This window comes from Streptomyces sp. JH14, assembly GCF_029428675.1.
Taxonomy (GTDB): Bacteria; Actinomycetota; Actinomycetes; order Streptomycetales; family Streptomycetaceae; genus Streptomyces.
The window spans coordinates 981,889-1,003,377 of sequence record NZ_JAJNEL010000001.1; the positions used below are offsets into that span (position 1 = coordinate 981,889).

The 21,489-nt window shown below is 71.3% G+C and carries 19 protein-coding genes; 10 read left to right on the top strand and 9 right to left on the bottom strand.

Annotated features, from left to right (window positions below):
- Positions 1-150 precede the first annotated feature (150 nt).
- Entirely contained in the window at positions 151-813 is a 663-nt protein-coding gene (locus LRD69_RS04465; protein ID WP_277325236.1) for a PadR family transcriptional regulator, read from the bottom strand.
- Between the two features lie 190 nt (positions 814-1,003).
- On the opposite strand from LRD69_RS04465, the gene LRD69_RS04470 reads away from it, so the two are divergent.
- The 6 genes from LRD69_RS04470 to LRD69_RS04495 all read left to right on the top strand — a co-directional run bounded on the left by LRD69_RS04470 (position 1,004) and on the right by LRD69_RS04495 (position 6,684).
- Positions 1,004-1,285, top strand: coding sequence for a hypothetical protein (locus tag LRD69_RS04470; protein ID WP_277325237.1), 282 nt, complete (start codon positions 1,004-1,006; stop codon positions 1,283-1,285).
- On the top strand, positions 1,282-2,646 hold the full coding sequence (locus LRD69_RS04475; RefSeq protein ID WP_277325238.1) for a deoxyribodipyrimidine photo-lyase: 1,365 nt from the start codon (positions 1,282-1,284) through the stop codon (positions 2,644-2,646). Before LRD69_RS04470 ends, LRD69_RS04475 begins: the two co-directional genes overlap by 4 nt.
- 321 nt (positions 2,647-2,967) lie before the next feature.
- Positions 2,968-3,348, top strand: a complete 381-nt coding sequence (locus LRD69_RS04480; RefSeq protein WP_277325239.1) for a hypothetical protein — start codon at positions 2,968-2,970, stop codon at positions 3,346-3,348.
- Between the two features lie 49 nt (positions 3,349-3,397).
- Positions 3,398-4,966, top strand: a complete 1,569-nt coding sequence (locus LRD69_RS04485; RefSeq protein ID WP_277325240.1) for an amino acid permease — start codon at positions 3,398-3,400, stop codon at positions 4,964-4,966.
- 191 nt (positions 4,967-5,157) lie between these two features.
- Positions 5,158-6,117, top strand: a complete 960-nt coding sequence (locus LRD69_RS04490) for an ADP-ribosylglycohydrolase family protein (protein ID WP_277325241.1) — start codon at positions 5,158-5,160, stop codon at positions 6,115-6,117.
- Between the two features lie 111 nt (positions 6,118-6,228).
- Positions 6,229-6,684: an SPW repeat protein gene (locus LRD69_RS04495; protein WP_277325242.1), complete on the top strand. Its 456-nt coding sequence runs from the start codon at positions 6,229-6,231 to the stop codon at positions 6,682-6,684.
- 360 nt (positions 6,685-7,044) lie between these two features.
- Here the strand turns inward: LRD69_RS04495 and LRD69_RS04500 are convergent, their stop codons facing one another.
- A complete protein-coding gene (locus LRD69_RS04500; RefSeq protein ID WP_277325243.1) occupies positions 7,045-7,677 on the bottom strand; it encodes a TetR/AcrR family transcriptional regulator in 633 nt (210 codons plus the stop codon).
- A gap of 159 nt (positions 7,678-7,836) precedes the next feature.
- On the opposite strand from LRD69_RS04500, the gene LRD69_RS04505 reads away from it, so the two are divergent.
- Genes LRD69_RS04505 through LRD69_RS04520 form a run of 4 tightly spaced genes read left to right on the top strand, consistent with a single transcriptional unit; the run spans position 7,837 to position 14,467 of the window.
- The gene (locus LRD69_RS04505; RefSeq protein ID WP_277325244.1) at positions 7,837-8,655 is read left to right on the top strand and encodes an urea amidolyase associated protein UAAP1; all 819 of its coding nucleotides are present in this window, start codon (positions 7,837-7,839) and stop codon (positions 8,653-8,655) included.
- Positions 8,652-9,275: an urea amidolyase associated protein UAAP2 gene (locus LRD69_RS04510; protein ID WP_277325245.1), complete on the top strand. Its 624-nt coding sequence runs from the start codon at positions 8,652-8,654 to the stop codon at positions 9,273-9,275. The genes LRD69_RS04505 and LRD69_RS04510 overlap by 4 nt, the downstream gene beginning before the upstream one ends.
- Positions 9,272-12,796 (top strand): 5-oxoprolinase/urea amidolyase family protein, encoded by a 3,525-nt coding sequence (locus LRD69_RS04515; protein WP_277325246.1) that lies wholly within the window; start codon positions 9,272-9,274, stop codon positions 12,794-12,796. The genes LRD69_RS04510 and LRD69_RS04515 overlap by 4 nt, the downstream gene beginning before the upstream one ends.
- Positions 12,797-12,805: 9 nt before the next feature.
- Positions 12,806-14,467: an allophanate hydrolase gene (locus LRD69_RS04520; protein ID WP_277325247.1), complete on the top strand. Its 1,662-nt coding sequence runs from the start codon at positions 12,806-12,808 to the stop codon at positions 14,465-14,467.
- 188 nt (positions 14,468-14,655) lie between these two features.
- On the opposite strand, the gene LRD69_RS04525 is transcribed toward LRD69_RS04520, so the two are convergent.
- From LRD69_RS04525 to LRD69_RS04555, 7 genes are all read right to left on the bottom strand, one after another.
- Positions 14,656-17,499: a DEAD/DEAH box helicase gene (locus LRD69_RS04525; protein WP_277325248.1), complete on the bottom strand. Its 2,844-nt coding sequence runs from the start codon at positions 17,497-17,499 to the stop codon at positions 14,656-14,658.
- A 50-nt stretch (positions 17,500-17,549) separates the two neighbouring features.
- Entirely contained in the window at positions 17,550-18,437 is an 888-nt protein-coding gene (locus LRD69_RS04530; RefSeq protein WP_277325249.1) for a diacylglycerol kinase, read from the bottom strand.
- 18 nt (positions 18,438-18,455) lie between these two features.
- Entirely contained in the window at positions 18,456-19,406 is a 951-nt protein-coding gene (gene tatC, locus LRD69_RS04535) for a twin-arginine translocase subunit TatC (RefSeq protein ID WP_277325250.1), read from the bottom strand.
- Positions 19,407-19,469: 63 nt separating this feature from the next.
- Positions 19,470-19,760, bottom strand: coding sequence for a Sec-independent protein translocase subunit TatA (gene tatA / locus LRD69_RS04540; RefSeq protein WP_277325251.1), 291 nt, complete (start codon positions 19,758-19,760; stop codon positions 19,470-19,472).
- A gap of 240 nt (positions 19,761-20,000) precedes the next feature.
- Positions 20,001-20,198, bottom strand: coding sequence for a hypothetical protein (locus LRD69_RS04545; protein WP_266745226.1), 198 nt, complete (start codon positions 20,196-20,198; stop codon positions 20,001-20,003).
- Positions 20,199-20,240: 42 nt separating this feature from the next.
- The gene (locus LRD69_RS04550; RefSeq protein WP_277325252.1) at positions 20,241-20,510 is read right to left on the bottom strand and encodes a hypothetical protein; all 270 of its coding nucleotides are present in this window, start codon (positions 20,508-20,510) and stop codon (positions 20,241-20,243) included.
- Between the two features lie 18 nt (positions 20,511-20,528).
- Complete coding sequence (locus LRD69_RS04555) at positions 20,529-21,485, bottom strand: WYL domain-containing protein (protein WP_277325253.1); 957 nt, start codon at positions 21,483-21,485, stop codon at positions 20,529-20,531.
- Positions 21,486-21,489: the final 4 nt, after the last annotated feature.

The window sequence follows — 21,489 nt, forward strand, 5'->3', positions numbered from 1 at the left end:
GCACCTCGATCGCCCGGCTCGCCCTCACGGCGTGGCCGGCCCGGGGTTCGAGACCCTGACGGGTGCTGCTCCAACAGCCCCGTCAGGGTCTTTTCTCGTCTCCGGTACTTTTTTCTCCGGTAGTACTCCTGCTGCTTGTGAGGTACTGCGCTACGTCTTCCGCTCCGGGTCCAGGACGATCTCCTGTTCGTCCAGGTCCTGCCAGTCCTGGGGCACTTCACCGGTCTCGTGGAAGGACTTCCACTCCTCGATGCCGCTGATCGTGGCCTCGTCGAGCTCCGTGCGGAATTTCTTGATCCACTCCAGCTGTGCGTCGATCATGTGGAGCTGGTACTCGGTCTCCACGACGAACACCCGGGGCAGTTTCTCCGTCAGCCGGCCGAGGACACCCCGCAGCGCCGCGGACTGGAGCTCCAGTGCCGCCTCCCGGGTCTCCAGCAGATCCGCCACGTCCTCCGGCGGCAGCACCGGCAGCAGCGAGAGCGCGGTCCCGAAGACCGGGTACTCGGCGGCCGGCGCAGCCAGCAGATCGGAGAGCCAGTCGACCATTTCGGCGCGCCCCGGCTCGGTGAGGCCGTAGAGCGTGCGCTCGGGGCGATTGCCCTGACGCTGCACACCGGCGACCTCCACGTAGCCGTGCTTCTCCAGGTTCTGGACGACGGTGTACAGCGAGCCGAAATTGATCTTGACGCTGTGTTCCTTGCCCCGCCGGCGAAGCGTCTGGGCGATCTCGTACGGATGCATGGACCGCTCAGCGAGCAGCACCATCACCGTCAGCGCCAGTGGGTTGCTGAGCTTGCGCCGCTTGGCCACTTCCCCCACCGCCCTTCACTTCGCCGTCGAATACTCGTTCACGAATATATCGCGATCACCCTTACGCGTCAACCGCGATGTATCGCGAATTCGGCGAGGCGTGGAAGGGTTTCCCGTACGGACCGATCGGCGCCTCCGTCGGCCCCGAACCACCTCACGAAATCGATGCGCATCCTGGGAGGAAGCCCGCATGGAAGAAGCTGTGAGAGCGGAGCCGTGGTCGCGGCCCCGGGGATCGGAGCCGTCCCGCAGCGGCAAGGCGTACCGGTTGCGGTGCGACGACCGCGGGACCGTGCGGTTCGCGGGGCTGATGAACCGGGCGGAGACGAGCCGCACGGCGCTGCCGGACGGGCCGGCCGACGGGGCGTCGGACACCGGAGTCACCGTCGATCCGGCAGGCGGCTTCGCGCAGCCGGCCTCCGCGCCGCCGGCGCTGCCGACCTCCCGACCGTATGAGGGGCCCCTGTCATGACCGTCTCGGTGGCGCTGTTCACCTCCGACCTCCGGCTGCACGACAACCCCGTCCTGTCCGCGGCCGTACGCGAGGCGGATGCCGTCGTCCCCCTCTTCGTCCGGGACGACGGCATCCACCGGGCGGGTTTCGACGCGCCGAACCGGCAGGCGTTCCTCGCCGACTGCCTCGCCGGTCTCGACGCGGGGCTGCGCAGCCGCGGCGGCCGCCTCGTCGTCCGCAGCGCCGAGGTGGTCGCCGGGGCATGCGCCGTGGCCGGGGAGACGGGTGCGCAGACTCTCCACATCGCGGCCGGCGTGAGCGGGTACGCGAGGGAACGCGAGGAACGGCTGCGTACGGCTCTCGGGGCTGTCGGCTGCACGCTGCACGTGCATGACGCAGTGGTCACCGCGCTTGCCCCGGGCCGGGTCGTCCCGGCCGGCCGGGACCATTTCGCGGTGTTCACCCCGTACTTCCGCCGCTGGGAGGAGGCAGGGGTGAGGGGCACCCTGGCGAGTCCGCGGACGGTACGGGTGCCGGACACCGCGAAGTCCGCACCGCTGCCGACGCGAGCGGAGGTGACGGGCGTCTCCCCGGCAGTTGCCGAGGGCGGCGAGGCGGCAGGGCGCAGGCTGCTGACCTCCTGGCTGCACGGCCCGATGGCCGACTACGGGACCGGCCACGACGACCTCGGCGGGGACGCGACGTCCCGGCTGTCGCCGTATCTGCACTTCGGCTGCGTCTCCGCGGCCGAGATCGTGCACCGGGCACGGGAGAAGGGCGGACCGGGCGCCGACGCATTCGTACGGCAGCTGGCCTGGCGGGACTTCCACCACCAGGTGCTCGCCGCCCGGCCGGACGCCGCGTGGGCCGACTACCGCCCGCGTGGCGACCGGTGGCGGTCCGACCCCGACGAGATCGAGGCGTGGCGTGCCGGACGCACCGGCTATCCGCTGGTCGATGCGGCGATGCGGCAGCTGGCGCACGAGGGCTGGATGCACAATCGGGGCCGGATGCTGGTCGCGAGCTTTCTCACCAAGACGCTGTACGTGGACTGGCGCGTCGGCGCCCGGCACTTCCTCGACCTCCTGGTCGACGGGGATCTGGCCAACAATCAGCTCAATTGGCAGTGGGTGGCGGGCACCGGTACGGACACCCGCCCCAACCGGGTGCTCAATCCGGTGGTCCAGGGGAAGCGGTTCGATCCGCGGGGCACGTACGTACGGCGCTGGGTGCCGGAACTGGCAGAACTGGAGGGCCCGACGATCCACGAGCCGTGGAAGCTCACCGGCCCGGACCGGGCGCGGCTCGGCTACCCGGACCCGGTGGTGGAACTGACCGAGGCCCGCGCCCGTTTCGAACGGGCGCGCGGCCTCGGCTGACTGCGGGCTGCCGCGCCGACCGCTCCCCCTCCGATCGGGTGACGGACCGGTCCACGGGCCGTCCGGCGACGAACGCCCGCTGTGAGCCAAGAACAGAACGATGTGCTCGAGCACGGGGCCTCCGGGACCCGGCGGTCCCGCTGCACGCTCGGCGGTCCGGTCGCCCGGGCTGCGCCCCGGCCGGTCTCTGCCGTGCACGACCGCAGTGAGCACTTCGGCGCCGCACGGACACGGCCGTGTCATTCGGCGGAAACAGGCTCTCCCTAATTTCTGTCATCCGACAGGAATGCGGCTCCGGCCGCTGCGCCGCAAGGGGCCGCCATGTCCGCGAAGCAGCACGCCCTCCCGCCGTCCGTCCCCGAACCGACCGGTGTCCGGCGCCGTTCGCTGCTCGTCGACGCGGACGGACGCCGGGACACCACCACCGGCGTGACCTGGGTGCAGGGCCGACCTCCTTCACCGAGCTCCCGGTCGTGGACATCACGGCCCTGCGCACCGGCAGACCCGAGGAACGCGCGTACGCCGTGGCCGAGTTGGGTCGCGCGCCCCGGTGTCGTCGCCGGCGAACACCTCTACGCACAGACCGTCCAGACCCTCGGCCATCTCGGGCAGCGGCCGGCCGCCGGCGAGATCACGCTGCCCGCGGGTGCCCTGCCCCTCTCCCCCTTCGGCCAGGAAGCACGCCACACCCCTCGCGCCTGAACGGCGCCGCCTTCCCTTCCCTTCCCCGTCCCTGAGAGCAGGTGCTGCCATGTCCGTCACCGCCCCCACCGACGTACTCCCCGACCCGCCCGCCCCCGCCGAATCCGGCTCCCCCCTCAAGGAGTTCGGCTACCGCCAGGAACTCCACCGCAGCCTCGGCCGCTATGCCTCGTTCGCCGCCGGCTTCTCCTTCATCTCGGTCCTGACGACGGTCTTCCAGTTCTTCGCCGTCGGCTACTCCTTCGGCGGCCCCGTCTTCTTCTGGGCCTGGCCCGCAGTACTGATCGGCCAACTGCTGGTCGCCGCCTGTTTCGCCGAACTCGCCGCCCGCTACCCGATATCGGGCGCGATCTACCAGTGGTCGTCGCGCCTGTCCAACCTCACCTTCGGCTGGTTCGCGGGCTGGATCATGGTGATCGGCCAGATCGTGGTGGTCGCCGCGGCCGCGCTGGCCCTGCAGATGGTGATGCCGCCCATCTGGTCGGGATTCCAGCTGATCGGCGGCGACCCCGCACCGCTGTCCCCGACAGGTGCCATGAACGCGGCACTGCTCGGCACCGTCCTGCTGGTTCTGACCACGCTGGTGAACATCGTCGACAACCGCGTGATGTCGGCGATCAACCGGATCGGTGTCACCGCCGAGATCATCGGCGCCGTCCTGATCGTCGTCCTGCTGCTGACCCACTCCGAACGCACCCCGTCCGTCACCTTCCGCACCGACGGCGCCGGGACGGGGGTATTGGGCGCACTGCTGGTGGGTTCGTTCACGGCCGCGTACGTCATGATCGGCTTCGACAGCGCGGGCGAGATGAGCGAGGAGACCCGCAATCCGCGCCGTACCGCCCCACGCACGATCCTCTCCGCCCTGGGCGCTGCCGGTCTCCTCGGCGGGCTGCTCGTGTTGGGCGGGCTGCTGGCGGCGCCCAGTCTGACCGACGGTCGTCTCGCGGTCGACGGCATGAGTTACGTCCTGACCAGCAGCCTCGGTGACGGGGTCGGCCGGGTGCTCCTGGTGGACGTCGTGATCGCCATCGCCGTGGCAACCCTCGCGGTGCAGACGGCGGCCTGCCGGATGCTGTTCTCGATGGCCCGCGACGGTCAGCTGCCGTGCTCCGGCCTGCTGTCGAAGGTCGACGCGCGCACCGGAATGCCGACCGCCCCCGCGGTGGTCGTGGGTGTGCTCTCGGCGGCCCTGCTGCTGCTCAACTTCGTTTCGCCCGACGCGTTCCTGGCCCTCGGCACCACCTGCATCGTGATGCTGTACCTCGCGTACTCGATGGTGACGGGCCCCCTGCTGGTCCGCCGGCTGCGCGGTACGTTCGCCGCGCGGACAAACGCCGTGGACGAGACGGGACGGCCGCTGTTCTCGCTGGGCCGCTGGGGCATCGCGGTCAATGCGCTCGCGCTGCTGTACGGGCTGATGATGACCGTCAACCTGGCCTGGCCGCGGGCAGCGGTGTACGACCCCGCGGGCGGACACTGGTACTTCCAGTGGTTCACGGTCCTGTTTTTGCTGGTCACAGTGGCCCTCGGCGCTGTGTGGCGTGGCTGGAGGGCACATCGGGGGCACGCCACATCGAAGGGCGCGCCTTCGGCATTGCTGTCGGAAGGCGCCTGACCCGCTCTCGCACCCATGTCCTCGCCGACCGGCGGGGGCACGACCTGTGCGCTCGACCCGGCGGCCTGGTGCGCCACGCTGCGACGCACCGGGCCGCGAGCAGCACCCGCCGAACGCAACGAGGACGCTTGGCCTGACGGCCGCGGCACACCGCGTGCACCGGAGCAGGCCGGTCTCCCTAGGCTGGCCCCATGAACCAGGGGGAAAGACAGGACCGGGCGGTGGGCGCCGTAGTCGGCTCGGCGGTCGGCGATGCACTCGGGGCGCCGTTCGAGTTCGGTCCCGCGGGTGTGTACACGACCCGGTTCCCGGACGGCATGGGTGAGATGTGCGGGGGCGGCGGCTGGGATCCGGGCGAGGCGACGGACGACACCCAGATGGCTGTCCTGGTCGGTGAGTCCCTGCTGGAGCGGGACGGGCTCGACCCCGCCGAGATGTTCGGCAGGTTCCGGCGGTGGGCGGCGGGTGAGCCGAAGGACATCGGTCTGCAGACCGAGTACGTCCTGACGAGCGGCGACCCCTGGGACCTGGCGGCGGCACTCCACTTCCAGGTCAACGGGCGTGCGGCGGGCAACGGTTCGCTGATGCGCGCGGCGACCTCGGCCGTGTACTTCGCACGAACCGACGGTCCGGAGCCGGCGGCGCGGGCGGCGACGATGGACGCCGCCCGCCGGATCGCGGCGCTGACGCACGGCGACCAAGCCGCCTGGGAGGGCACCGCCGTCCTCCATGACCTGATCCGCGTGGCACTGAACGGCGACGACCCGCTCACCGCCGTCCCGGGTGCCCTGGCCGCCATCCGCGACGACCGGCGCGAACGCTGGGCGACCGTCCTCGCACCCGACTGGCACCCCGGCCTGGCGACGGAGTTCAACGGGGCGGTGTGGCCTTGCCTGGGCACCGCTGTCTGGGCGCTGCGTACGACACACACCTTCGAGGCCGCGCTGGCGGCCGCCATCGACGCGGGCGGGGACACCGACACGGTCGCGGCCGTCACCGGTGGCCTGGCCGGAGCGGTGTACGGGAGCGGTGCGATCCCCTCGCGCTGGACGGAGCCGCTGCATGTTCCACTGCCGGGGTACGGGGGCCGGGTCCTGCGCGCGGCCCAGCTGGCGGCTCTGGCCCGCCGCCTGGATTCGCACCGTCCATAGGGGCTGAAATGTGCACATAAGGCGCAGATAAGAGCAGAATGGTGGAAGGAGGCGCCCACCGCACCTCACCCCTCCGCGGTCGGGCCTTCAGGAGCGAAGGAGACGACTCTCATGTCCAACGTCTCGCACACCCGCGCTGACATAACCAGTCACCCGGATGTCACCGAAATGCGGGAACGGTATGACCGCGTGCTCGGCGGTCGCGATGTGGCACTCGTGGACGCACCGGTGTTCCTCGTCGGTCTCTACTGCGCCATCTCACCGTGGGTGCTGCACTTCACCGCAAGCCAGCCCACACTCGTGCAGCACAACCTGATCATGGGGATCGCGATCGCGGTACTGGGACTCGGGTTCACCGTGATGCCGGCCCGGATGTACGGCCTGAGCTGGGCCATCTGCGCCATGGGCATCTGGATGATCCTGTCGACGTGGATCGTCGGCAACAGTCCCGACCTGGGCGTCATCCTCAACAACGTCATCATCGGCGGTCTGACTCTCCTGCTCGGGCTGGTCTGCGTCGGCGCCTCGATGAAGAGCGGTCGGACCACTCGGACCACTCGGACCTAGGGTCCTGCGTCCGGATCAGGCGACCCCGGCGTGATCCGGACGAGAGGCCCTCAGCACATGCCCGGCGGATCGCCGCCGGGACGGACGGAGGACGGAAAGCCGTCGGCCGGTCCGCACCATGCGGGCCGGCCGAGGCATGATCCGTCCGCAACATGGCCCGGCCCCGAAGGCACACAGCTCCTAAGGGCTATCCCGTAATCCCTGGTGGATCAGCGCGCGGCGTCAGATGTGGTGCATCGCAAGGCGGAGGAGCGTCCTCATACTGTGTGTATTCGGGCGTTCCGACAACGCGGCGAGGTGCCGCAGCTGTCGTCGTGCGCCCGCCAGGGATTACGGGACAGCCCTTAGCAGAGGCGGCGGTCAGCCGGGCACCGTCCCCGCCACTCTCAACGCCGCATCCGCCGTCGCCGCCGCGAACGCGGCCACCGGCCGTTCCGGCCGCGAGCGACGCACCAGGATCACCCCCTCGATCAGCCCGAAGACCAGATCGGTACGGAGCGCCAGCTCCCCCTCGTCCAGCGCCGCCCCCGCCCGGGTCGCCGCCAGCAGCGTCCCGTACGCGTCCTTCAGCTCGCCCCGTACCCGGTGGAAGCCGGCGAACCGCTCGGCCCGCACCTCGGGCAGTACGTACAGGGCACCCAGGTTGTACGGCCCGCCGCACAGCAGCATCACGTCCGACCGGCAGAGTTCCCACAGCCGGTCCTCGGCGGGCCTCGCCTCGGCGGCGAGCAGTTTCCCGGCCAGGGCCAGTGACGGCGTGACCGTGGATTCCAGGAGCTCCGCGAGGAGGTCCTCCTTGCCCGCCACGTAGTGGTACATCGTCGCCTGGCGCATTCCGGCCCGTTCGGCGACGGCCCGCGTGGTGGTCGCCGCGTATCCGCGGGTGGTGAACAGCTCGGCGGCGGCGGTCAGCAGTTCGTCGCGCGCGGACAGCCCGCTGTCGGGACGCTGCTGCGCGCGTGGGCGGCCGACCCTTCTCCCGGTGGTGGACATGGGCCGATCGTCGCACACCCACGCCCGTTCCGATCTTGGTGAGCAGTCGGTAACTCCCGTGCAACGGACGGGCAATGACCCCGACTCGACCGCACCTTAATTTCTGTCGTGCGACAGAAATGCGTGATCGACACAGCACGCCGAGCCGGAGGTCCAGCCATGGCGACAGCGACGACACACGGAGCGCGGGACCACGCCCGCGCCCAGCACGGCACCCGCACCGCGACCATGCCGGTGGTGCCCGCGAGCGACTGGCCCGCGGCCGCCCCCGGCGCGCCCGTCTGGGCGGAGACCGTGGCCGGGGGCAACTACACCCACCGCGTGCTCGCCCGCGGCACCGAGCTCCGGCTCACCGACCTCGCGGGCGACGCCTGCGCCCATCTGCTGCTGTACGCGGACGGGCGGCCCTGGGAGCGCCTCAACGCCGCGGACACGGTCAAGGTCCAGTGGAACGCCTACCTGGGCGCGGACCGGCTGCTCCTCTCCGACCAGGGGCGGGTCCTCGCCTCGGTCGTCGCCGACAGCTCGGGCCGGCACGACGCGCTGTGCGGCACCTCGACCCTGGTCCGCAACACCGCGCGGTACGGCGACGGCACCCCGCAGTCGCCGTCCCCGGCAGGCCGCGAGCTGCTGAAGCTGGCCGCCGCGAAGAACGGTCTCGGGCCGCGCGATCTGCCGCCGTCGCTCTCCTTCTTCCAGGGGGTCGAGGTACGTGAGGACGGCGCCCTCGACTTCACCGGTTCCGCCGGGCCCGGCGCAGCGGTGACGCTCCGCACCGAGCAGGACCTGACCGTGCTCATCGCCAACGTCCCGCACCCGCTGGACCCGCGCCCCGGCTACGTCTGCACCCCGCTGGAGGTACTGGCCTGGCGCGCCCGCCCGACGGCGCCCGGGGACCCGCTCTGGGACGCCACCCCGGAGGGCCACCGGGCCTTCCTCAACACGCTCGACCACCTCACCGCCAGGGGGCTCGCATGACCGTCGCCGCCACCGTCCGCCGCTCGGACGTGATTCCCGCGCGGGCCGCCTGGTCCGCCGTCGTCCGCGCCGGGGAACAGCTCACGCTGACCGATCTGCACGGCAACCAGGCCGTGGACTTCCTGGTGTACGACGCCCACGACACCGCCGTCCGCTACAGCGCGCCGGACACCGTCCACGCACAGGGCAGCATCTTCCTGACCACCGGCAGCGTGCTGCTGTCCGACGAGCACACCCCGCTGATGACGGTCACCGAGGACACCTGCGGCCGGCACGACACGGTCGGCGGCGCCTGCTCCAAGGAGTCCAACACCCTGCGCTACGGGCACCACACCTGGTCGCAGCACGCCTGCGTGGACAACTTCCTCGCGGAAGGGGCCAGGCACGGGCTCGGCAAGCGCGATCTCGTCTCCAACATCAACTGGTACATGAACGTCCCCGTGGAGAAGGACGGCACGCTCGGCATCGTCGACGGCATCTCCGCCCCGGGTCTGCGGGTCACCCTGCGCGCCGAACGGGACGTCCTGGTCCTGGTCTCCAACTGCCCCCAGATCAACAACCCCTGCAACGGCTTCGAGCCGACGGCCGTCGAAGCCACCATCAGCGAGGCCACCGCATGACGAATTTCGACACACTGCTGGTGGCCAACCGGGGCGAGATCGCCGTACGGATCATCCGCACCGCCCGCCGCCTCGGACTGCGTACGGTCGCGGTCTTCTCCGACCCCGACCGCTCCGCGCCCCATGTGCGCCTCGCCGACACGGCGGTACGGCTGGGGCCTGCGTCCGCCAAGGAGTCGTACCTCGACGCCGACCTGGTCCTGAAGGCCGCGAAGGACACCGGGGCCGGGGCCGTCCACCCCGGCTACGGATTCCTCTCCGAGGACGCCGGTTTCGCCCGGCGCTGCGAGGACGCGGGAATCGTCTTCGTCGGCCCGACCGCCGAGCAGCTGGAGTTGTTCGGTGCCAAGCACACCGCTCGCGCGGCCGCGGAGGCCGCGGGCGTACCGCTCGCGCCCGGCACCGGACTGCTCCCCGACCTGCCGTCGGCGCTGGCGGCGGCCGGCCGCATCGGGTATCCCGTGATGCTCAAGGCGACCGGCGGCGGTGGCGGTATCGGCATGTCGGCCTGCCGGTCCGCCGGCGAACTCGCCGACGCCTGGGAGCGGGTGCAGCGGGTCGCCGCCGCGTCCTTCTCCTCCGCCGGTGTCTTCCTCGAACGCCTCGTCGAGGACGCCCGCCATGTCGAGGTGCAGGTCTTCGGCGACGGCCGGGGCCGGGTGGTGACCTTCGGCGACCGCGACTGCTCGCTCCAGCGCCGCAACCAGAAGGTCCTCGAGGAGGCGCCCGCCCCGGGACTCCCGCCGCACGTCCGCAAACAACTCACCGCCTCCGCACAGGATCTGTGTGCGACGGTCGGCTACCGCTCGGCGGGCACGGTGGAGTTCGTGTACGACGCGGCGCGCGCGGAGGCGTACTTCCTGGAGGTCAACACCCGCCTCCAGGTCGAACACCCGGTCACCGAGGAGATCTACGGCGTCGACCTCGTCGAGTGGATGCTGCGCCTCGCCCAGGGCGACACGGATGTCGTACGCGAACCGGATACGCCGCGCGGCCATGCCGTCGAGGCCCGGGTCTACGCCGAGGACCCGACCCGCGACCACCGCCCCGGGGCGGGCCTGCTGACCCGGGTGGTGTTCCCCGAGGGAGTACGTGTCGACACCTGGGTCGAGACGGGGACGGAGGTGACGACGTCGTACGACCCGATGCTGGCGAAGGTCGTCGCGTACGGCGCCGACCGTGCCGAGGCCCTCGCCCGGCTGGACACGGCACTCGCCGCCACCCGGATCGACGGCATAGAGACCAACCTCGGCCTGGTGCGGGCCGCGCTCGCCGACGACCGGGTCCGTACCGCCGCCCACTCCACGGCCACGCTCGCCACCGTCACCGACCCGACCCCGCGCATCGAGGTGGTCTCCGGCGGCACCCTCACCACCGTGCAGGACTGGCCGGGCCGCACCGGCTACTGGCAGGTCGGCGTCCCCCCGTCCGGCCCGATGGACGACCTGTCGTTCCGGCTCGGCAACACCGCGCTCGGCAATGACGCGGGCGCACCCGGCCTCGAATGCACGCTTCAGGGACCGGCCCTGCGGTTCACCCACCCGACCACGGTCTGCGTCACGGGCGCACCCGCCCCCGTGACCGTCGACGGCGAACCGGTCGCTCTGTGGGAACCCTTCACCGTCCCGGCAGGCGCCACACTCGCGGTCGGCGCGCCGGACGGGCACGGTCTGCGTACCTACGTCCTCTTCGCCGGCGGGGGCCTGGACGTGCCCGGCTTCCTAGGCAGCGCGGCGACGTTCACCCTGGGCGGCTTCGGCGGACACGGCGGCCGCGCCCTGCGCACGGGAGACGTCCTGCACGGCGGCGCGGTGCGGCCGTCGAGCGCCTCCGTACCGGACACCGACCGCCCGCACATCGGCGGCACCTGGCACATCGGTGCGGCCGAAGGCCCGCACGCCGCACCCGAGTTCTTCACCGAGCAGGACATCCACGACTTCTACGCCGCCGACTGGAAGGTCCACTTCAACTCGGCCCGCACCGGTGTGCGGCTGGTCGGCCCCAAGCCGCGCTGGGCCCGCACCGACGGCGGCGAGGCGGGACTCCATCCGTCGAACATCCATGACACGCCGTACTCCGTGGGCGCCGTCGACTACACGGGCGACATGCCGGTGCTGCTCGGCCCCGACGGGCCGTCGCTGGGCGGTTTCGTCTGCCCTGCGACGGTGGTGACGGGCGAGCGCTGGAAGCTGGGCCAGCTGCGGCCCGGCGACACGGTCCGCTTCACACCGGTCACGATCACCGGCGAGCGGCGTCCGGACATCGTCGACGGCGGAATCCTGTACCGGGACGACGACGTCACGTACCGCCGTAGCGGCGACGACAACGTGCTGGTCGAGTACGGCCCGATGCAGCTGGATCTCGCCTTGCGGATGCGGGTGCACGCACTGATGGAGGCGCTGACCGCAGCGGCCGTGCCCGGCATCACCGGTCTCACCCCCGGCATCCGCTCGCTCCAGATCCAGACGGACCCCGAGCTCCTCCCCCAGCACCGGCTCCTGGAACTCCTCCACGCCACCGAGTCGGCGCTCCCGCCCGCCGATGCCCTGACCGTCCCGTCGCGGACCGTGCATCTGCCGTTGTCCTGGGACGATCCGGCGACACGCGAAGCCATCGCCCGGTACATGGCGGGGGTACGGGACGACGCGCCCTGGTGCCCGTGGAACATCGAGTTCATCCGCCGGGTCAACGGCCTGGACTCCGTCGACGACGTGTACCGCACGGTCTTCGACGCGGAGTATCTGGTACTGGGCCTCGGCGACGTCTATCTCGGCGCACCGGTCGCCACCCCGCTCGACCCGCGCCACCGCCTGGTCACCACCAAGTACAACCCGGCCCGCACCTGGACGGCGGAGAACTCGGTCGGCATCGGCGGCGCCTACCTCTGCATCTACGGGATGGAGGGTCCGGGCGGCTACCAGTTCGTCGGGCGCACCACCCAGGTGTGGTCGGGGTGGCAGCAGCGCGGGGCGTTCGAGCCCGGCTCACCGTGGCTGCTGAGGTTCTTCGACCGGATCAGGTGGTATCCGGTGGAGGCGGACGAACTCCTCGAGCTCCGCGCGGACATCGCATCCGGCCGGTTCGTACCGCGGATCGAGGAGGGCGAGTTCTCCCTGGCGCGGTACGAGGAGTTCCTGGCCGCCGACGCCGCATCGATCGCCGAGTTCCGCACCCGCCAGGGCGCGGCGTTCTCCGCCGAACGCCGCGCCTGGGAGGAGGCGGGCGAGTTCGCGCGGGCCGAGGCCGCCACAGAGCCGGCGCCACCGGCAGCCGAGGTGACCGTGCCCCCGGGCGGCCGGCTCGTGGAGGCCGAATTCGCCGCTTCGGTCTGGCAGCTGAACGTCGCCCCCGGCGACACGGTGACGGCGGGTCAGCCGCTTCTCGCCCTGGAGGCGATGAAGATGGAGTCCCGGGTCCACGCCCCGGCGGACGGCGTCGTCGCGGAGATCCTCACCCGTCCGGGCGCCCAGGTGGAACCGGGCACGGCCCTGCTGGTCCTGGCCCCGCCCGCCGCGAACTGAGGAGCACACATGACCACGCCCGCATCCGTCCTGGCCCGTGTCCGCGCCGCCCATGCCCGGATCGAGGCCGTCGACCGCCCCGAGATCTGGATCGATCTGCGCCCCCTTCCCGAGGTGGAGGCCGAGGCCCGAACCCTCGACGCCCGCGTGGCCGCGGGGGAACACCTGCCCCTCGCCGGCCGCTTGCTGGCCGTCAAGGGCAACATCGATGTCGCAGGCCTCCCCACCACTGCGGGCTGCCCCTCGTACGCGTACAAGCCGACGGCCGACGCCCCGGCGGTGGCCTGCCTCCGCGCGGCCGGAGCCCTGGTGATCGGCACGACCAACCTCGACCAGTTCGCCACGGGTCTGGTCGGCACCCGCTCCCCGTACGGAGCGGTCCGCAGCGCGCACGATCCGTCGCGCATCAGCGGCGGATCCAGCTCCGGTTCCGCGGTCGCCGTGGCCCTGGGCGTCGCCGACCTGTCGCTCGGTACGGACACGGCGGGCTCCGGCCGGGTCCCGGCCGCGTTCAACGGCATCGTCGGCCTGAAGCCGACCCGTGGCCTGGTCCCGACCGACGGCGTGGTCCCGGCCTGCGCAAGCCTGGACTGCGTCACCGTCTTCGCGCGTACGCTCCCCGAGGCCGAGCAGGCCCTCGCTCTGACGGCCACGGGCGCACCGCACCCCGTCCCCGCCCGGGCACCGGGCCCCTGGCGGATCGCGGTCCCGCCCACCGAGCGGCTGGGGGAACTGGACCCCGGCTGGGCGCAGGCGTACGAGGCGGCGGCCGACCGTCTCCGCGCGGCGGGCGCACGCCTCCAGCCGGTGGACCCGGCCCCGTTCCTCGAAGCCGCCGCGATGCTGTACGAGGGAGCGTTCGTGGCCGAGCGGTACACGGCGGTCGGCGCGTTCATCGACACCGCTCCCGCCGACGACCTCGACCCCACCGTCGCCGGGATCATCACGGCGGCCCGGTCCATCCCCGCCCACCGCCTGTTCGCCGACCGGGACCGGCTGGCGGCCCTGCGCGGAGCCGCCATGGCGGCCCTCTCCGACGCCGATGCCCTCCTCCTGCCCACCGCACCGGGTCACCCCACATTCACGGAGGTGGCAGCGGACCCGCTGGGCGCCAATGCGCGCCTGGGCCGGTTCACCAACTCCACGAACCTCTTCGGCCTGTGCGCGGTGGCCGCCCCCGCCGGCGACGTGGCCGGACGGCCCTTCGGCGTGATGCTGGTCGGCCCGGCTCACACGGACGAACGTCTGGCCCGCATCACCGCGCTCCTCACTGCGCCCACCAGGCTCGCGGTCGCGGGCGCCCATCTGACGGGCCAGCCGCTGAACCCCCAACTCCTGTCCCTGGGCGCGCGTTTGCTCCACACGACGACGACGGCCCCGGTCTACCGCCTGCACGCCCTGCGCACCGCCCCGCCCAAGCCGGGCCTGGAACGGGTCGGGGAGGGCGGCGCCGCGATCGAGGTGGAGGTCTGGCACCTGCCCCCCGAGGGCCTGGGGCGCCTCGCGGCGGAGCTCCCGTCGCCCATGGCCCTGGGCCGAGTGGAACTGGCCGACGGCACCACGGCCCCCGGCTTCCTCTGCGAGCCGTATGCACTGGCCGCGGGTAAGGACATCACGCGGTACGGCGGCTGGCGTGCCTACCTGGCCCGGCCGGGATCCACCGCCCCCTGACCCCCCCGCTCCCCGGGCTTTCGGCCCCGCAGCCCCAGGACCGCCCGGGTTCCAGGGCATCATTCAGCCTGTCCGGCGCTCGAGGACCGGGGGCCCGGGACAGCACCCAGTGTCGGGAAGGGGCGGGCCAGGGAGCAGGTTCCCGCAGGCGCCAACCCCACCCGGCCCCACGCCCCGCCCGGTTCCCCTCACCCCACCGAGCTGTAGGCCACAACGCCCCGCAGCACCGCGTCCACGGCCTTGCGCGCATTCCGGGCCACGGAACTGCTGCCGTCCGCCGCCCCGGCCCCCGGCGCCGCCGCCGCGATCTGCCCCAGGACGTCGATCACCTGCTTGCACCACCGCACGAAGTCCCCGGCCGGCATGTCCGCCTCGCGCAGCACCTCGTCCAGCGTCCGCCCCGACGCCCACATGTAGACCGCCCAGGCGAACCCGAGATCGGGCTCCCGCTGTCCGACCCCCTCCGTCTGGTTGATCTTGAAGTCCTCCTCCAGGGCGTCCAGCCGCCCCCAGATGCGGACCATCTCGCCCATCGCCGTCTTGGCCGGCCCGGACGGCAGCTTCGGTGCCACCGCGTCGTCCGCCTGCCGCGCCTCGTACACCAGCGCCGAGACACACGCGGCGAGCTCCGCCGGGTTCAAACCCTCCCAGACGCCCGCCCGCAGACACTCGCTCGCCAGCAGGTCCAGCTCGCCGTAGAGCCGGGCCAGCCGCCGCCCGTGGTCGGTGACCTCGTTGCCCCGCAGATAGTCCAGCTCGGTGAGAAGCGCGACGATGCGGTCGAACGTGCGGGCAATCGTGTTGGTCCGCCCCTCGATCCGCCGCTCCAGCTGCTTCGTGTCCCGCTGCAGCCGGTGGTACCGCTCCGCCCACCGCGCGTGGTCCTCGCGCTCGGCGCACCCATGGCACGGATGCGCCCGCAACTCGGCCCGGTAGCGGGCGATCACCTGGTCGTCCGCGGCCTCGGCCCGTCCCCTGCGGTGCCGTTCGGGCACGATGTGCCCGGCCTTCGTCCGCAGCGCCGACGCCAGATCACGCCTGGACTGCGGCGACCGCGGGTTGAACGACTTCGGCACCCGCATCCGTTCCACCGCTTCGACCGGCACGGGGAAGTCGATCGCGGCGAGCCGCTTGACCTGCCGCTCGACGGTCAGCACCAACGGCCTCGGCCCGTCGTAGTACTCGAGCCCCCGGTGGCCGTTGACCCGTCCGGCCGGCAGCCCCGGGTCCAGCACGAGCGCCAGCCCGGCGAACTTCCCGGTCGGAACGTGGATGACATCGCCGGGCTTCAGCTTCTCCAGGGAGGCCGCAGCCGCCGCCCGCCGCTGCGAGGCGCCGTGCTTGGCGAGCTCCGTCTCCCGGTCCTTGAGTTCGCGGCGCAGCCGCGCGTACTCCTCGAAGTCACCGAGGTGGCAGGTCATGCCTTCCCGGTAGCCCTCCAGGCCCTCCTCGTTCTTCTGCACCTGCCGGGAGATCCCGACGACCGACCGGTCGGCCTGGAACTGTGCGAACGAGGTCTCCAGCAGCTCGCGCGACCGGTGCCGCCCGAACTGCTGCACCAGATTGACGGCCATGTTGTACGAGGGCCGGAAGCTGGACCGCAGCGGATAGGTGCGCGTACCCGCGAGTCCGGCCAGCGCGCCCGGGTCCATGCCGCGCTGCCACAGCACCACCGCATGGCCCTCGATGTCGATGCCGCGCCGTCCGGCACGGCCGGTCAGCTGGGTGTACTCGCCGGGGGTGATGTCGGCGTGCTGCTCGCCGTTCCACTTGACGAGCTTCTCCAACACCACGGAGCGGGCGGGCATGTTGATGCCGAGGGCGAGGGTCTCCGTCGCGAAGACCGCCTTGACCAGTCCGCGGACGAACAGCTCCTCGACGACCTCCTTGAACGTCGGCAGCATGCCCGCGTGGTGCGCGGCGATGCCCCGCTCCAGCCCTTCGAGCCATTCGTAGTAGCCGAGGACGTGCAGGTCCTCGGCGGGAATGGAGGCGGTCCGCTCCTCGACGATCTCCCGGACCAGCCGGCGTCGGGCATCGTCGTTGAGCCGCAGTCCGGCCTGCAGACACTGCTGCACGGCGGCCTCGCAGCCGGCCCGGCTGAAGATGAACGTGATCGCGGGCAGCAGCCCTTCCGCGTCCAGCCGGTCGATGACCTCGGGCCTGGACGGGGTCCAGATCCGGCTGCGCTGGCGCCGCTCGCGTTCGCGGTCCGCCTCGCGCACCATCTTTCCGCGGCGGCGCTCACGCGGGTTGTACCCGCGCTGGTTCTCCATGCGGGCGAGCCGGACGAGGTCGGGGTTGACCTCGCGGCGGCCGGCGCCGCGGCCGCCGTGGTCGGTCTCCTCCTCGAAGAGGTCGTACATCCGGCGGCCGGCCAGGACGTGCTGCCAGAGCGGCACGGGCCGGCTCTCGGCGACGATCACTTCGGTGTCACCGCGGACGGTGTCCAGCCAGTCGCCGAACTCCTCGGCGTTGGACACGGTCGCCGACAACGACACCAGCGTCACCGAGTCCGGCAGATGAATGATCACCTCTTCCCAGACCGCGCCGCGGAAGCGGTCGGAGAGGTAGTGCACCTCGTCCATCACCACGTAACCGAGGCCGGTGAGCGCCTGCGAGCCCGCGTACAGCATGTTCCGCAGCACTTCGGTGGTCATGACGACCACCGGGGCGTCGCCGTTGACACTGTTGTCGCCGGTCAGCAGGCCGACCTTGTCCGCACCGTAGCGCTTGACCAGATCGGTGTACTTCTGGTTGGAAAGGGCCTTGATGGGCGTGGTGTAGAAGCATTTGCGGCCCTGACGGAGTGCGAGATGCACGGCGAACTCACCGACGATCGTCTTGCCCGATCCGGTCGGGGCCGCGACCAGCACCCCCTTACCCGCTTCCAGGGCCTTGCAGGCCTCGATCTGGAACGGGTCCAGCCCGAACTCGTACATCTCGCGAAAGGGCGCCAGAGCCGTGGCCTGCTCGGCGGCGCGGATCCGGAAGGCCTGGTATCGCTCAGCTGGTGAGAGGTCCTCTGTCATCTTGCTTACGAGCCTACCCGTCACCCCTGACAGTCAGCGCGATCTTTATTTTACTGTGCAAGAACCCTTACAGCGCCCGGAACGCACGTCGCGGTGAGCGGCAGCGCACCCAGCGGTTCGCCGTCCGCGTAGGCCGTGACGGAGGCCGCGGCCAGCTCGATCGAAGAGACCCGGTGCACGGTGACCACGGGGTGGTCGAGGTGCGTTCCCTTGTAGACCCGGGGGAACACCTTGAGCAGTGTCGTGCGGCTGCAGGCCCCCACGACGGTCACGTCGAAGAGCCCGTCGTCCATGACGGCGTCCGCACAGATCCGCATCCCGCCGCCGTAGGTGGAGCCGTTGCCGACCGCGATGAGCGTCGCCTCGATCTCCTGGACCGGTCCGCCGTCGAGCCTGATGCGGTACGGGATGGCCCTGAACGCGGCGAGTTCGGCGAGGATCGCGAGGTCGTACTTGAACCGTCCGCCCCAGCGCATCCGGTTGCCCCGGTCGTTGACCCGGGAGTCGAAGCCGGAGGCGAGCACGGTCCCGAACCACCGGTCGCCGGCCCGGCCGAGGTCGATGGTCCTGACCGCCCCGCTCTTGAGCGCCTCGGCGGCGAGCCGCCCCGCGGCGGCGGGCTCCCGTATCGGCAGTCCGAGAGCGCGGGCGAAGTCGTTCCCGGTGCCGACGGCGATCACGCCGAGCGGAGTGCTGGTCCCGGCGACGGCCTGCAGGGCGAGGGACATCATGCCGTCCCCGCCCACGGCTATCAGTGCCCCGGTGCCGCCGTCCACGGCCTCCCGGGCCCGCCGCAACGCATCGTCGGCGTCCTCGCCCAGGACCGTTCGTACGGAGAATCCGGCGTCCCGCAACGCGGAAGCGGCCGGCTGCGCGGCGTGCGCGCCCCGGCCGCGTCCTGCGGTGGGATTGACGAAGAGGGTGATCTCGCTGGTCACCCGGGGGACCTTACAAGATCAGGTGATGTCGTCGTAACCGTTCACCCGGTCACGGTCCGGACCCGACTGTGCGGGCAGCGACCTGACCGACGAGACCGGTTCGATCTCACCGATGTCCTCGGGCGTGAGGTCCAGCTCCGACGCCTCGTCGTCATCGGGCCCCTCGGCCGCACGCAATGCCTTGCGACGGTCGTTGAGGAGCGAGAGCGCGGTCGCGCAGAAGTACAGGACCCAGATCGGCCCGGCAAGGGCGAGCATGGTCAGCGGATCCGTGCTGGGGGTGGCCAGTGCGGCGAAGACCGTGATGCCCATGATCATCCCGCGCCACCAGCCGAGCATCCGCTTGCCGGTGATGACCCCGCCGAGGTTCAGCATCACGAGCAGCAGCGGCAGTTCGAACGAGAGCCCGAAGACCACCACCATGCGCGTGATCAGGTCCAGCAGGTCGTCGAGCGGCAGCTGGTTGTCCAGGCCGGCCGGCGAGAAGTCCAGCAGGACCTTCGCCATCGTGGGCAGCGTCTTGTACGCGAAGAAGCCGCCGGCGAGGAAGAGCGGGAAGCCCGCGCCCACGAAAGCGAGCGAGTACTTCTTCTCGTGCTTGTGCAGACCCGGGGCGATGAACGCCCACAGCTGGTAGAGCCAGATCGGCGACGAAAGGACGACGCCGGCCATCAGGGAGACCTTGAGCGCAAGGGTGAACGGCGTCAGCAGGCCGTTCAGGACGATGCGCGCACAGGTGCCGTCCTCCTGCTTGGCGAGTTCCGCGAAGCTCGCGTCGCAACCGACCGCCTTCAGCACCGGGTTGGTGAAGAACTCGATGATCCCCTTGTAGAAGAAGGCAGCGACGATCGTGACGACGACGATCGCCAGCAGCGCCTTCGCCAGCCGGTTGCGCAGCTCACGCAGGTGCTCCACCAAGGGCATGCGGCCCTCGGGGTCCGTCTCCTGTTTGCGGGCAGACTTGAGCAACCCACGTCCTCATCTCGTACAGCAGGCCGTCACCGGTTCACGGTGCCTGCGTCGGCCCGGTTGTCAGCGGTTGGTCGAGTCGGTCGGCTCGGCGACCGGCCGCGAACTCGTCACATCGCCGGGCGCGGCCTTGATCGTGCGCGGGGCCGTGTGGTCCTGGGCGGCGTCGTTCGCCGGCTCCGCAGGGGTGGCCGACGGGTTGCCCTCGGACTTCATGGCCTTGGCCTCGCTCTTGAGGATGCGGGCCGACTTGCCGAGCGAGCGAGCCATGTCAGGAAGCTTCTTCGCGCCGAACAGCAGAACAATGACGACGAGGATCAGGATGATCTCGGGTGCGCCGAGCCTTCCGAACATATGCGTGTACCTTCTCACCGAGGCAGCAGGGGTGGGGCTGATCGAGCGTCGGACAGACGTCCGATCTTCGTACTGTCAGCGATCGTATCCCGCAGGAGTAAACGCAGGGCAATACCCATGCATCCTTGCGATTACGGCCCACGCCTCGCTCTCAGGGCCGCCAGAGCAGCGTACCCTCCGAACCCGGGAAACTGGAGGCCTCGTCTGACCGGCGGAACGAGCCGGTCCGCCGAGCGGCCCCTACCGCAGGGCTTCGCCGGTGGCGGCGAGGTCGGTGGCGGCGCGTTCGAGGTCCTCCGCGGCCCGGTTGATGCGCTGAGTGGTGCGGGTCACCTGGTGTCCCAGGCGCTGGGCCTCGACGAAGACCTTGACGGCCAGCACGCCGAGGACGGCGATGCCGAGGAATCCCAGTGCGATGGCGAGCATGGGCCAGAACATGCGCAGAGCCTCTGTATGTCTAGGTGGACCGGGCGCGGAGTGCTACGGCCCGGCGTGGAGGCGGAGTGTCCGTACCCCGCCGGCGGTCAGGAGCTCGATGATCCGCTCTCCGGCCGGCTTGCGGACAGCGGCCCCGCACTCGGGACAGGTGAAGGAGTAGAACGTCGTACGACGGCTGCCGCCGATCGCCAGGCGCAGCGCCCCCGCCGCGAGCTCGAAGCGCCCGCGGCAGTCCGGGCAGGCGGCCTTGAACCGGACGGACTCGGGCACCACGACCGTCGAGACACCTGACATCACAGACATACTGCTCATATCTCCTCAGGTATCCGCTCAGGCCGGGCCGTCGTAGGCGGCGAGCGCCGCGCGGGCCGCGCTCTGCGCGCTCCGCGCCAGCTCCTGCGGGGCGACGATGCGTCCTTCCCCGCCGAGCCGGAGCGCCAGCCTGCGCAGCGAAGCCGGATCGGGCGTGCGCAGCGTGATCCGCAGTCCGCCGTCGGCCAGTTCCTCCGCACTGTCGTGCGGGTAGTACTCGGCGACCCACCGGCCACCGGGTCCCACCTCGATCACGACCTCGGGGTCCTCGGCCGCCGGCTGCACCAGCCCTTCGGACAGATCCCGCAGCTCCAGCTCCGGCGGCGCGGACGGCTCGTCCAGCAGCCGGATCTCCGCGACCCGGTCGAGCCGGAACGTACGCCGGTCCTCGGAGAGCCTGCACCAGGCCTCCATGTACGTGTGCCCCACGGCGAAGAGCCGGATCGGGTCCACCTCGCGCTCGGTGAGCTCGTCCCGCGCGGGCGAGTAGTAGCGCAGCCACAGCCTGCGCCGCTCGGAGATCGCCCGGTCGACGTCGGCGAAGACACCGCCCTCCGACTCGAAGGTCACCGAGAGCCGGGAGCTCGCCGCCGCGGCTTCACCGGCCGCCGTCTCCAGCTTGGCGGTGGCCCTCAGCAAAGCCTGCCGGTCGCTCTCCCGCAGCCCCGGCAGTGTGGCCACGGCCCGTGCGGCGACCAGCAGCGCCGTCGCCTCGTCCGCCGCGAACCGCAGGGGCTCGGCCACGTCGTCCGGGTTGTGCCACCAGATCCGGTCGCCGTCGGTGTCGATGTCCAGGAGGTCGCCGCCGCGGAAACTCGTCCCGCACATGGGCAGCACATCGAGGTCCGAGATCAGCTCGTCCTCGGTGATCCCGAACGCACGGGCGACGTCCTGCACATGGGCGCCGGGGCGCTCCCGCAGATACGTCACCAGGGACAGCATCCGGCGTGTCTGGTCGATCGCGTTCGTCGCCATGAAT